This window comes from Cellulomonas sp. ES6 (genome assembly GCF_030053835.1).
GTDB lineage: Bacteria > Actinomycetota > Actinomycetes > Actinomycetales > Cellulomonadaceae > Cellulomonas.
This window is the reverse complement of sequence record NZ_CP125655.1, coordinates 3,337,489-3,349,544: the sequence shown is the minus strand read 5'-3', so window position 1 is coordinate 3,349,544 and position 12,056 is coordinate 3,337,489. Positions and strand designations below refer to the sequence as shown.

Here is a 12,056-nt window from a genome sequence, read left to right as displayed (position 1 = left end):
CCCGCGCCCATCGTGCAGAATCGTCGGGTGCGAGCCACCGACGTCCCCGTGTCGCCGTCGCCCTACGTGGAGCTGGACCGGGAGGCCTGGGTCCGGCTGTCCGAGTCCACCCCGCTGCCGCTGACCGACGCCGACGTGACGCGGCTGCGCGGCCTGGGCGACCCGATCGACCTGGCCGAGGTGGACGCGATCTACCGCCCCCTGTCGCGCCTGCTCGACCTGTACGTCACCGCGACCCGGCGCCTGCACGCGGCGTCCTCGACGTTCCTGCGGGAGGACACGCCGCGGACCCCCTTCGTGATCGGCGTGGCGGGGTCGGTGGCCGTCGGGAAGTCGACGACCGCCCGGCTGCTGCGCGAGCTGATGGCCCGCTGGCCGGCGACGCCGAACGTGGCGCTCATGACGACGGACGGGTTCCTGCACCCGAACGCGGAGCTCGAGCGTCGCGGGCTCATGGACCGCAAGGGCTTCCCGGAGTCGTACGACCGGCGCGCGCTGCTGCAGTTCGTCTCCCGCGTGAAGGCGGGTGAGGCCGAGGTGCGGGCCCCGGTGTACGACCACGTCACCTACGACATCGTCCCGGGGGCCGAGGTCGTGGTGCGCCGCCCGGACGTGCTGATCGTCGAGGGGCTGAACGTGCTGCAGCCCGCGCCGTCCGCCGCGGGGACGTCGAGCACCTCGAACCTCGCCGTGAGCGACTTCTTCGACTTCTCGATCTACGTGGACGCCCGCACGCAGGACGTCCGCCAGTGGTACGTCGAGCGGTTCCTCTCGCTGCGCTCCACGGCGTTCGCACGCCCGGAGTCGTACTTCCACCGCTACGCGGCCCTGAGCGACGAGGACGCCGTGGCGCGCGCGGAGGGCATCTGGGACGCGATCAACGCCCCGAACCTGGTGCGCAACATCCTCCCGACCCGCAGCCGCGCGACGCTCGTGCTGACCAAGGGCAGCGACCACTCCGTGCGGCGGGTGCGGCTCCGCAAGCTCTGACGCGGGCGTCAGCGGGTGGGCGACGCCGAGGCCGACGGGGCGACCAGCGCCACCGGGTAGCGCTCGACGTCCACGACGTCCAGCGCGGTGATCCCGTCCCGCACCGCCCCGGGGAGCGGGTCGCAGCCCGACCGCGGCAGCGGCACCCGGACCGCGGACCCGAGCGCGTCGACCAGCCACAGGTCGGAGCGCCCGGCGCCGCCGTCGCACCGGGGCGGGCCGGCGTCCGCGGCGGGCGCGGCGACCGGCGCGGTGAGGGCGGCGACCAGCGGCCCGACGTCGCCCTCCAGCCGGGTGGCGGTCACCGCGGCCCACCGCCCCGCGGCGTCCGTGAGGGTCTCGCCCGTGCTGCACAGGACGGCGGAGGCGGCCGCGAACCCGTCGGGGAGGGGCGCGGGGTCCGGCGCGTCGGGGTGGGGCGCGCGGTCGTACTCGTCCGCGGCGAACCCGAGCGAGGCGAGCACCTGCGGCGCGAGGCAGTCGGCGGCGCGCGCCACGTCGGTGTCCGACGGCAGCGGGGCGACCGCGGACGACCCGGCGGCGTCCGCACCGGCGGAGCACGCGGCGAGCACTCCGGCGGCCGTGGCGGCGAGCAGCAGGGCCGCCGGCCGTCGACGGCGCGCGGGCTGCCGCGACGGCACTGCGGCGCGGTGCGGGTCGCCGGGCGACGGGCCGGTCGCGGGCGTGCGGGCATGAGGTGCCGTCATGGTCCCCGCCCTTCGTCGCCCGTGCTGCCCTGGGACGGAGGACCGGGCTCCTGCCCGGCCTCCGTCGCTGGGGGCGACTCCGTCGTGGCCCGGGACGAGCCTAGGTGCGGGTCAGGCGGCGGACCGGCGCAGTGACCGGATCGTTAGCGTGCGGGCCCGGATCGTTGCCGGGACGTGACCCGCGCGCCCGCCTCGGCCGGCGCGACCGCGAGCGCGGCGGGCCGGACGGGGGCGTCGGCGTCCGGCAGCGGCGCCACGGGCACCCGTGACGAGCCGGGCGGGCGCCGCGGGTCGGCCCCCGGGCGGCGGCCGTCCGGCGTGCCGGGGCCGGGAGGACCCCCGCCCGGGGCGCCCGGAGCACCCGGAGCCCCCTGGGCACCCGGGCCACCCGGTGCCCCCGGTCCCGACGCCGCCGGCCCGGCCCCGGCCCCGCTGCCGGCCGTGCCCCCGCCCGGACCGGCGTCCGCGGCGCCCGCCCCGGACGCCGACGTCCCGGGGGCCTGCACCCCCGGACCGGCCGCACCCGGGCCCGGCGTGCCGGCACCGCGCCCGTCCGGTCGGGAGGCGTCGGTCCCGTCGGCCTCGGCCTCCGGCCCGCCCTGCGTCGGCGCGCCCACGGTGACCGCGCGGCCCAGTCCCGTCCAGCGTCGCAGCACCCAGTCGATCGCCACGCCGACCAGGGTGCCGACCACGACGCCCGCCACGACGGCGACGAGCGGGTGCGACTCCAGCCACACCCCGGCCCCGACGCCGACCGCCGTGCCGTAGCCCGCCCAGGTGACCGCGGCGAGCGCCGTGAGACCGACGAACCGCCGGCGCGGGTAGCGCAGCGCGCCCGCCGTCATGTTGACCGCCACGCGTCCCACCGGGATGTACCGCGCCGCGAGGATGAACGACGAGCCGCGGTGCTCCAGGGCGTGCTCGGCCCACGCGAGCGTCCTGCGCCCGCGCTCCGACCGGAAGATGCGCAGCCGGTGCACGTCGACCTGCGAGCCGATCGTGTACGCGATCTGGTCGCCGGCGAACGCCCCGAGCGCACCGGCCAGCGCGATGAGCGCGAGGTTCGGGGCGCCGTGCGAGACCGACAGGGACGCGAGGCCGATGACGACCGACTCGCTCGGGATGGGCGGGAAGAAGCCGTCGACGAGCGCGAACAGCGTCAGCGCCGGGTAGACCCACAGCGAGTCCGCGAGGGCGGGTATCCAGCCCTCGATGGCGCTGATCCAGTCCTGCAGCACGTGTCATCAGCTCCTGGTCGTGGTGGGCGTCGACGGCACCGGCGGGCCGCGAGGACGACGTCCACGCTAGGCAGCCGCCACCCGGTGCGACATGGGGGACACCCCCGAGTCCCCCCTGGTCCTCCCCCCATGGTTCCCCGGGGCGCTACCGGCCGGCATCGCCCCGCGGACCGACTTCCACCGGCCCGGGGTCCCCCTCGCGACGGACCCGGACCACCAGTGCAGCACGCACCACCGACAGCGGTCACGGCGATTGCGTGGCCGCTGCGTGAACGGGCGGGATCAGCCCTCGAGGGGGAAGCCGAGCGTGCGCGCCGCCTCCGCGGGCCGCGGCTCCGAGGCCCAGTGCGCACCGAGCTCGTCGGTGGCCGAGAGCGAGCGCAGGTGGGCGCGGTCGAGGTAGAGCGTGCCGTTCAGGTGGTCGGTCTCGTGCTGGACGATCCGCGCGGGCCACCCCTGGACGACCTCGTCCAGGGGCGTGCCGCGCTCGTCCGCCCCGGTGAGCCGCAACCGCCGCAGCCGGGGCACGACCGCCTGGTAGCCGGTGACGCTGAGGCAGCCCTCGTAGAACGCCACGCGCTCCGGCTGCTCGCCCGGCACGGGTCCGTACGCCGGGTTGACGAGGACGCGGAACGGCAGCTCCGGCCGCTCCCGCACCGTGCCGGACTCGGTGCCCGCCGCGCCCGGGTCGGCGAGCACCGCCAGCGCCAGGGGCAGGCCGACCTGGGGGGCGGCGAGGCCGACGCCGGGAGCCGCGTGCATGGTGCGGCGCATGACCGCCACCAGCGCGTCGAGCGTCGTGGCGTCGAGCTGCCCGTCGTACGGCACCGCCCGCATCCGCAGCGCGGGGTGGCCCGCCTGCACGATCGGCACCGTCCCGCCGGGCGCCGCCTGCGCGGCCTCGAGCAGCAGGTCCACGCGCTCCCGGACCAGCGACGCGGGCCAGCGCGCCGCGGGGACCGCACCCGGCCCGGTGGCCACGGTCAGAGCGCCAGCCGGTCGCGCACCACGTCGGCGAGCTGCGCCGCGACCCGGTCCGCGTGCTCCTGCGTCCCGGCCTCCACCATCACGCGCACCAGCGGCTCGGTCCCGGAGGACCGCAGCAGCACCCGCCCGGTGGACCCGAGCGCGGCCTGCGCGGCGCCCACCGCGGCGGCGACGTGCTCGTCGGAGGCCGCGCGGTCCTTGTCGACGCCGCGCACGTTGACCAGCGTCTGCGGCAGCCGCCGCACGACCGCGGCCAGCTCGCTGAGCTTCTGGCCCGTGGCCGCGACGCGCGACGCGAGCTGCAGCGCGGTGAGGGTGCCGTCGCCCGTCGTCGCGTGGTCCGCGAGGATGACGTGCCCGGACTGCTCGCCGCCGAGGCTGTAGCCGTGCGCGCGCATCGCCTCGAGCACGTAGCGGTCCCCGACCGCCGTCTCGACGGTGCGCACCCCGGCGGCCTGCATGGCCAGGCGCAGGCCGAGGTTGCTCATGACGGTGACGACCAGCGTGTCGTGGGCCAGGGCGCCGCGGTCCCGCAGGTCGAGCGCCAGCACCCCCATGATCTGGTCGCCGTCGACCAGGGCCCCGGTGTGGTCGACCGCGAGGCAGCGGTCCGCGTCGCCGTCGAACGCGACGCCGAGGTCCGCCCCCGAGGCGACGACCGCCGCCTGGAGCTGCTCGGGGTGCGTGGAGCCGCAGGCCTCGTTGATGTTGCGGCCGTCCGGCGAGGCGTTGATGACGACCACGTCGGCGCCCGCGGCCCGCAGCGCCGCGGGACCGACCTCGCTGGCGGCGCCGTTCGCGCAGTCGACCGCGACGCGCAGCCCGGCCAGGTCGTGGCTGAGGGTCGAGACCAGGTGCTCGACGTACTGCTCGCCCGCGCGGCCGGTGTCGGAGCGGATGCGGCCGACGTCGGCGCCGACCGGGCGCTCCCAGTCCTCCCGCAGGCGCTGCTCGATGGCGTCCTCCAGCTCGTCGTCGAGCTTGTGGCCGCCGCGCGCGAGGAACTTGATCCCGTTGTCCGGCATCGGGTTGTGCGACGCGGACAGCACGACGCCCAGGTCGACGTCGAGCGCACCCGTGAGGTGCGCGACGGCCGGCGTCGGCAGCACGCCGACGTTGAGCACGTCGACGCCCGCGCTCGCCAGGCCCGCGGCCACGGCGGCGGACAGGAACTCCCCCGACGCGCGCGGGTCACGGCCCACGACGGCCCGCGGCCGGTGGCCGGCGAACTCCCCGCGCGACGCCAGCACGTGCGCCGCGGCGACGGACAGGTCCAGCGCGACCTCCGCCGTGACGTCCCGGTTGGCCAGTCCTCGCACCCCGTCGGTGCCGAACAGTCGTCCCATCAACGGGCCCCTTCGTCGTCGGCCGCTGCTCGCGGACCCCTGCATCGTGCCAGAGCGTGCCGCACCGACACGCCGCGTGCCCGAGGTGGGCACGCAGAACGGCCGATGGCCCCGGGGGTCGGACCCCCGGGGCCATCGGCCGTGGCTGAACGGATCAGCGCTTCGAGTACTGCGGCGCCTTGCGGGCCTTCTTGAGACCGGCCTTCTTGCGCTCCACCACGCGGGCGTCGCGGGTCAGGAACCCGGCCTTCTTGAGCGCCGGGCGGTTGTGCTCGGCGTCGATGGCGTTGAGCGCGCGGGCGATGCCCAGGCGCAGCGCGCCGGCCTGGCCGGTCACGCCGCCGCCGCTGATGCGGGCGATGACGTCGAAGCGACCCTCGACGTCGACCAGCTTCAGCGGGGAGTTCACGAGCTGCTGGTGCACCTTGTTCGGGAAGTACTCCTCGAGGGTGCGGCCGTTGATCTTCCACTGGCCGGTGCCGGGCACCAGGCGCACGCGGGCGATCGCCTCCTTGCGGCGGCCCAGGGCCTGGCCGGGAGCCGTCAGGCTCTGGCCGCGGCCAGCCGGCGCGCTGGTCTCGGAGGTGTAGCTGCTGGGCGTCTCGCCGCCCTCAAGGTCGATGTCGACCGTGGTCTCGGCCACTGGTGTGTCCTCGCGTCCTGTCTCGGATGTCCTCGCGGGCGTCAGCCCTGCGCGACCTGGGTGATCTCGAAGGGCTTCGGCTGCTGGGCGGCGTGCGGGTGCTCGGCACCCGCGTAGACCTTCAGCTTGGAGAGCTGCTGGCGGGCCAGCGAGGTCTTCGGGAGCATGCCGCGCACGGCCTTCTCGACCGCACGCTCGGGGTGCTTGGCGAGCAGGTCGGAGTACGCGACGGCCCGCAGACCGCCCGGGTAGCCGGAGTGGCGGTACGCGAGCTTGGCCTCGCGCTTGTTGCCGGTCAGCGCGACCTTGTCCGCGTTGATGACGATGACGAAGTCGCCGCCGTCCACGTGGGGGGCGAAGGTCGCCTTGTGCTTGCCACGCAGCAGCGTGGCGACGTGGGTGGCCAGGCGACCCAGGACGACGTCGGTCGCGTCGATGACGTACCAGTTCCGCTGGACGTCGCCGGGCTTCGGGGTGTACGTGCGCACGGTCGTTGCCTTCTCTATGTCTCTGACTGTGTCCACGGCAATCCCGTAGAAGCCGGGGTCAGCCGATGAGTACCGTCCGTGCGCCCTCCGCGGACCGGTGAGTGGGAACGCACCAGGTCGACGCAGACGAACGCACAACGACTCACCAGGGTAGCCGCCGCCGGGAGGCCGGTCAAAGCGGCCTGCGTCACCCGACGGCGGCTCAGCGCACCCGGGCCACCCGGCCCGCGTCCCACACGGGCTCCGGCGTCTCGACGACCGCACCGTCCTCGCCGAACACGAGGAACCGGTCGAACCCGCGGGCGAACCAGCGGTCGTGCGTGACGGCGAGCACCGTGCCCTCGAACGCCGCCAGCCCCGCCTCGAGCGCCTCCGCGGAGTGCAGGTCGAGGTTGTCGGTCGGCTCGTCGAGCAGCAGCAGGGTCGCGCCGCCCAGCTCGAGCAGCAGGATGTGGAACCGGGCCTGCTGCCCGCCGGACAGCGTCTCGTACCGCTGCTCGGCCGAGGCCACCAGCTCGTAGCGGTCCAGCGCCTTGCTCGCGGGCTCCCGGCCCATGCCCGGCCGCCGGCCCTCGCCGCGGTGCAGGATCTCCAGCAGCGTGCGGCCGGCGAACGCCGCGTCCTGCGCGTGCTGCCGGTTCTGCGCGAAGAACCCGGGGACGACCCGCGAGCCCAGCCGGGCGACGCCGGTGTGCGCCACGGGGTCGACCGGCGGCTCGCCGTCGGCCGGGGCCCGCTCGGGCTGGGGGTCCGTCCCGCCGGCCGCCAGCAGCCGCAGGAAGTGCGACTTGCCCGACCCGTTCGACCCGAGCACCGCCACGCGCTCGCCGAACCACACCTCGAGGTCGAACGGCCGCATCAGCCCCGTGAGCTCGAGCTGCTCCGCGACCACCGCCCGCTTGGCCGTCCGCCCGCCGCGCAGCCGGACCCGGACGTGCTGGTCGTGCGCCACCACCTCGGGCGGGCCGGCCTCCTCGAACTTGCGCAGCCGCGTCTGGGCGGCCGAGTAGCGCGACGCCAGGCCGTCGTTGAACGCGGCCTTCGTCTTGAGGGTGTTCACCAGCGTGACGAGCTTGGCGTGCTCCTCGTCCCAGCGCCGGGCCAGCTCGGCCAGCCGCTCGCGCCGGGCCTCGCGGGCCTCGGTGTACGTGGTGAACGTGCCGCCGTGCACCCACACGGTCGCCCCGGTGCGCGCGGGCTCCAGCGTCGCGACGTGCGTGGGGACCCGGGAGAGCAGCTCCCGGTCGTGGCTGACGAGCAGCACCGTCTTCGGGCTCTCCAGCAGCCGCTGCTCCAGCCAGCGCTTGGTCGGCACGTCCAGCGCGTTGTCCGGCTCGTCGAGCAGCAGCACCTCCTGCGGGCCCCGCAGCAGCGCCTCGAGCACCAGCCGCTTCTGCTCCCCGCCGGACAGGGTCCGCACGCTGCGGTGCTGCGCCCGGTCGAACGGGATCGACAGGACGGCGTCCGTGACGCGGTCCCAGTCCGCCTCGACCTCGTAGCCGCCGACGTCCGCCCAGTCCGCCAGCGCCTGCGCGTACCGCATCTGCGCGGGCTCGTCGTCGACCTCCATCATGAGCAGCTCGGCGGCCGTCAGCTCCGCCGCCGCGGCCCCGACCGCGCCGGTGGCCAGCGACGCGAGCAGGTCCCGCACCGAGCGGTCGTCGGCGATGCGGCCCACGTCCTGCCGCATCACGCCCAGCCCGCCGGTGCGCACCACCGCGCCGTCGTGCGGCTGCTCGTCGCCCGCCACGATGCGCAGCAGCGTCGACTTGCCGGCACCGTTCGGCCCGACCAGCGCCGTGCGCTGCCCCTCGCCGACCCGCAGGTCCACGCCGCCCAGCAGCGGCCGGCCGTCGGGGAGCACGTAGCGCACGTCGTGCACCTCGAGATGACCCATGCGGCCGATCGTCCCAGGTGCAGCGGCCCGGTCCCAAGCCGATTCCGTGCGGTGGCAGCGGGCGGGCGGCGGTGCCACGCTCGTTCCATGACCGAGAACACCCCTGCCACGAGCACCGACGCCGCCACCGGCGCCGAGGGCGACGCCGACCAGCTGCCCGAGGAGGACACGCTGCTCGACCGCGGCGTCGACGACCTGCTGGACGAGGGCTACTCCCCGCCGGACCGGCCCCGGCCGGCGTCGGCGCACTGGGGCGAGACGCCCTGGGAGGAGTCCCGCGGCGAGACGCTCGACCAGCGCGTCGCGCAGGAGGAGCCCGACGTGTGGGACGACCCCGACCGGGCGCCGGACCCCTCGCGCGAGCCCGACCGCGCCGGCCGCCTGCTGGAGGACGACGACGCCGTGGAGTCAGGCGGCAACGACCAGTTCGCGATCGACGCGGGCGTGAGCGGCGGCGCGGCGAGCGCCGAGGAGGCCGCGGTCCACGTGGTCGACGAGGAGGACTGACCTCCGCACCGCCCGGCCGGTCGCGCGGCCGGCGGCGCGTGGTGGAGCCCCGGCGTCCAGCCCCCCGGCGGTGTCAGCCCCGGCGCAGCGGGTGCCGGTCGACGTCGTCCGCCGAGCGCGGGGCGCGCGTCCGGAGCTGCCGGGCGGCCAGCTCGTCGTCCGGCGGGTAGACGACCTCCTCCAGCGTGAGGCCGTGCGCCGCGACGACCGCACCGCCCGGGTCGCGGCGGCCGCCGACGAGCAGCTCCGCGGGCCAGCCGACCGGGCGCCGCGCCTCCCCGACGGCCAGGCTCGCGCCGACCAGCGCCCGCACCATCGAGTGGCAGAACGCGTCGGCGCGCACGGTCGCGACCACCAGGCCCGCGTCCGGTCCCTCGAGCGGCCGCTCCCACGTGAGCTCGTCGAGGGTGCGGATGGTCGTCGCACCCGGGCGCGGCTTGCAGTACGCCGCGAAGTCGTGCCGCCCGAGCACCTGCTGCGCGGCGGCGTGCATCGCGTCGACGTCGAGCGGGCGGCGCGTCCACAGCACGTGGTGCCGGCGCAGCGGGTCGCGCAGGGCCGGGTCGTCGCACACCCGGTAGACGTAGCGGCGCGCCACGGCCGAGAACCGGGCGTCGAACCCCTCGGGGGCCTCGCGCACGGCGGTCGCGACGACGTCGTCCGGCAGCACGCCGCCGAGCCGCGTGAGCAGCGACCGCGCCGGCGTGCGGTCCGAGCGGCCCGGGACCGCCGCCCAGGCGTCCGCGGGGACGTCCACGTGCAGCACCTGGCCGCGCGCGTGCACGCCGGCGTCGGTGCGCCCCGCGACCGTCACGCGCGGCGGCGGGTCCCCCCGGTGCTCCGCCCGCAGCACGAGCGCCAGGCCGTCCTCGACCACGCCCTGCACCGTGCGCAGCCCGGGCTGCCGCGCCCAGCCGGCGAAGCCGGTGCCGTCGTACGCGAGGTCGACGCGGACGCGGACCGGGGGCGCGTCCGGGGTCGGGTGCGCGCCGGTCGCCGGTGCCGGCGTGCGTGCCGGCGCCGGCGTCGGTCCCGCTGCCGGCGTCGTCACGGGACCACCACCGCGCCCGGCGCCTCGCCCGCGGGGAGCTGCACCACCGTCCCGCCGAACCGGGCCTCCCCGGCGCGCAGCGGCCGGCCGTCGACCCAGACCGTGCCCGCGAGCACCTCCGCGGACGCCGTCGTCCCGTCCGGGTACTGCGCCGTGAAGCCGCCCGTCAGCGACGCGTTGAACAGCCGCACCGGGCGGCCCGCGGCGTCGGTCGCCCACCGCGCGCACCAGGCGCAGACGTGACCGGCGTACCGCGCGGACCAGGGCTCGCGCGTGCCGCACAGCGGGCAGACCTGCTGCTCCGGCTCCCCCGGCTCCGCGGGTCCGCCCTGGGCGGTCGCCCGGCCGAGCGCCCCGAGGCGCCGCCCCGCGAGCCCGGGCCAGCCGTGCACCGCCCACGCCCACCCGTCCGGGACCGCCCCCGCCCCGTACCGCGCGCCGAGCAGCGCGCCGGCGACCGCCGCGACCGTGTCCGTGTCGCCGCCGATCCGCACCGCCGCGGCGAGCGCCAGCGGCAGGTGCACGTGGCCGGGCACCTCGACCCCCTCGGGCAGCGGCGGGACCGACCGGGTGATCGCGTGCCAGGCCGCCTGGAGCGCCGTCACCGTGAACCCGTTCGCGCGCAGGTCCGCCGCGGGGTGCGGGGACGCCGCGTCGTCCAGCCAGGCCCGCCACGCGTCGCGGCGCCCCGGCGGCAGCAGGTCCAGCCCGGCGTGCACGTCGAGCCGGGCAGCCACCACCGCGAGCCGTACCGCCTCCGACCACAGCACGCACGAGTCGCCCGCCAGCGGGTCCGGGTGCGTCAGCTCCGCGACCGCGCGCGCCGCTGCCGCCGTCGCGGCGCGGTCGTCCAGCGCCACGAGGCCCACGACGCCGGTGCGCATGAGCGCGCCGTTGCCCGCCGTGCGGCCCGTGGCCGCGTGCAGCTGCGCCGCGGCCGCCCGCAGCCGCGCGGCCGGCCCGCCCGCGTCCCGGTGCGCCGCGGAACCCGCACCCGCGAGCACCGCGGCGGTCTGCGTGCCGACGTCGCTCGCGCCGCCCGCGCGCCACGCCTCGAACCCCGCGGCGACCTCGTCCAGCTCCGCCTCCGACCGCAGGCCGCCGCCGCGCGCGGCCACCCGGGCCACCACCACCGACATCTGCGTGTCGTCGCTCCACTCGCCCGGCGCGTACGGGCCGAGCCCGCCGCCGCGCATCACCGGCAGCTCGTCCGCGCCCGGCGGCTCCGCGAACTCGTACGGCACCCCGAGCGCGTCGCCCGCGGCCTGGGCGAGCAGCACGCCGGAGGCGCGCTCGAGCACGCCGCGGTCGAGCGGGCGGGCGGCGGGGTCCGCCCCGGCGGGGTCCGTGCGGAGAGGCTGGTCGGGCACGCACCCGAGGGTACGGGCCGGGCGCCTGCTCTACCGTGGTCGGGTGCCCACGCCCGACCCCGCGCCGTACACGCTCGCCGTCGACTGCGGGGGCGGGGGCATCAAGGCCTCCGTCCTCGACGCCTCGGGCACCCTGCACGCCCCCGCCGTCCGCGTGCCGACGCCCTACCCCCTGCCGCCGTCGCGGCTCGTCGACACCGTCGCCGACATCGCCGGCCGGCTCCCGGCGTTCGGCCGGGCGACCGTCGGCATGCCCGGGATGATCCGGCACGGCGTCGTCGTCGCCACCCCGCACTACGTCACCCGCTCCGGGCCGCACACCCGCGTCGACCCGGAGCTCGTGGAGGCCTGGTCGGGCTACGACATGCGGGCCGCCGTCGAGGCCCGGCTCGGGGTCCCGGCGCTGGTGCTCAACGACGCCGAGGTGCACGGCGCCGGCGTGGTCTCCGGCACCGGGGTCGAGCTGGTCCTCACCCTCGGCACGGGGCTCGGCTCCGCGCTGTTCGACGGCGGACGGCTCGCCCCGCACCTGGAGTGGTCGCACGCCCCGGTGCGCCGGATGACCACCTACGACGAGTACATCGGGCAGATCCAGCGCGCGCGGCTCGGCGACGGCCTCTGGTCCCGGCGGGTGCGGCAGGTCGTCGAGGGGCTGCGGCCCGTCGTGCTCTGGGACCGGCTGTACCTGGGCGGCGGCAACTCCCGGCAGATCACCCCGCAGGTGCTCGCCCGGCTCGGCGACGACGTGGTGGTCGTGCCGAACCAGGCGGGCATCGTCGGCGGCGTGCGCGCCTGGCAGCTCGGGGTCTGACCGCGCGGCTCGGGGTCCGGC

The 12,056-nt window shown here is 77.1% G+C and carries 12 protein-coding genes; 3 read left to right on the top strand and 9 right to left on the bottom strand.

What is annotated here, in order from left to right:
* The first annotated feature begins 27 nt into the window (after positions 1–27).
* On the top strand, positions 28–990 hold the full coding sequence (gene coaA, locus P9841_RS15645) for a type I pantothenate kinase (RefSeq protein WP_283319521.1): 963 nt from the start codon (positions 28–30) through the stop codon (positions 988–990).
* Between the two features lie 8 nt (positions 991–998).
* On the opposite strand, the gene P9841_RS15640 is transcribed toward coaA, so the two are convergent.
* From P9841_RS15640 to P9841_RS15610, 7 genes are all read right to left on the bottom strand, one after another.
* A complete protein-coding gene (locus P9841_RS15640; protein ID WP_283319520.1) occupies positions 999–1,697 on the bottom strand; it encodes a hypothetical protein in 699 nt (232 codons plus the stop codon).
* A 143-nt stretch (positions 1,698–1,840) separates the two neighbouring features.
* Positions 1,841–2,935 carry a DedA family protein gene (locus P9841_RS15635; RefSeq protein ID WP_283319519.1) on the bottom strand — a complete coding sequence of 365 codons (1,095 nt, stop codon included), beginning with the start codon at positions 2,933–2,935 and terminating at the stop codon, positions 1,841–1,843.
* A gap of 282 nt (positions 2,936–3,217) precedes the next feature.
* A complete protein-coding gene (locus P9841_RS15630) occupies positions 3,218–3,916 on the bottom strand; it encodes a peptide deformylase (protein WP_283319518.1) in 699 nt (232 codons plus the stop codon).
* A 2-nt stretch (positions 3,917–3,918) separates the two neighbouring features.
* Positions 3,919–5,268 (bottom strand): phosphoglucosamine mutase, encoded by a 1,350-nt coding sequence (gene glmM / locus P9841_RS15625; RefSeq protein ID WP_283319517.1) that lies wholly within the window; start codon positions 5,266–5,268, stop codon positions 3,919–3,921.
* Positions 5,269–5,422: 154 nt separating this feature from the next.
* Complete coding sequence (gene rpsI, locus P9841_RS15620) at positions 5,423–5,911, bottom strand: 30S ribosomal protein S9 (RefSeq protein WP_222170227.1); 489 nt, start codon at positions 5,909–5,911, stop codon at positions 5,423–5,425.
* A 41-nt stretch (positions 5,912–5,952) separates the two neighbouring features.
* Complete coding sequence (rplM, locus tag P9841_RS15615; protein WP_222170228.1) at positions 5,953–6,399, bottom strand: 50S ribosomal protein L13; 447 nt, start codon at positions 6,397–6,399, stop codon at positions 5,953–5,955.
* 202 nt (positions 6,400–6,601) lie between these two features.
* A complete protein-coding gene (locus tag P9841_RS15610) occupies positions 6,602–8,296 on the bottom strand; it encodes an ATP-binding cassette domain-containing protein (RefSeq protein ID WP_283319516.1) in 1,695 nt (564 codons plus the stop codon).
* Between the two features lie 87 nt (positions 8,297–8,383).
* On the opposite strand from P9841_RS15610, the gene P9841_RS15605 reads away from it, so the two are divergent.
* Positions 8,384–8,803, top strand: coding sequence for a DUF5709 domain-containing protein (locus P9841_RS15605; protein ID WP_283319515.1), 420 nt, complete (start codon positions 8,384–8,386; stop codon positions 8,801–8,803).
* Positions 8,804–8,876: 73 nt separating this feature from the next.
* Here the strand turns inward: P9841_RS15605 and truA are convergent, their stop codons facing one another.
* Entirely contained in the window at positions 8,877–9,854 is a 978-nt protein-coding gene (gene truA / locus P9841_RS15600) for a tRNA pseudouridine(38-40) synthase TruA (protein WP_283319514.1), read from the bottom strand.
* Positions 9,851–11,224, bottom strand: a complete 1,374-nt coding sequence (locus P9841_RS15595) for an ADP-ribosylglycohydrolase family protein (RefSeq protein WP_283319512.1) — start codon at positions 11,222–11,224, stop codon at positions 9,851–9,853. The genes truA and P9841_RS15595 overlap by 4 nt, the downstream gene beginning before the upstream one ends.
* A gap of 43 nt (positions 11,225–11,267) precedes the next feature.
* Between P9841_RS15595 and P9841_RS15590 the strand changes: the two genes are divergently transcribed.
* A complete protein-coding gene (locus P9841_RS15590) occupies positions 11,268–12,035 on the top strand; it encodes an ROK family protein (RefSeq protein ID WP_283319511.1) in 768 nt (255 codons plus the stop codon).
* The last annotated feature ends 21 nt before the right edge of the window (positions 12,036–12,056 follow it).

Excerpts from the sequence above, each read along its gene's own strand:
- glmM (WP_283319517.1), bottom strand. The coding sequence starts at position 5,268 with ATGGGACGACTGTTCGGCACCGACGGGGTGCGAGGACTGGCCAACCGG.
- P9841_RS15610 (WP_283319516.1), bottom strand. The coding sequence starts at position 8,296 with ATGGGTCATCTCGAGGTGCACGACGTGCGCTACGTGCTCCCCGACGGC.
- P9841_RS15640 (WP_283319520.1), bottom strand. The coding sequence starts at position 1,697 with ATGACGGCACCTCATGCCCGCACGCCCGCGACCGGCCCGTCGCCCGGC.
- P9841_RS15605 (WP_283319515.1), top strand. The coding sequence starts at position 8,384 with ATGACCGAGAACACCCCTGCCACGAGCACCGACGCCGCCACCGGCGCC.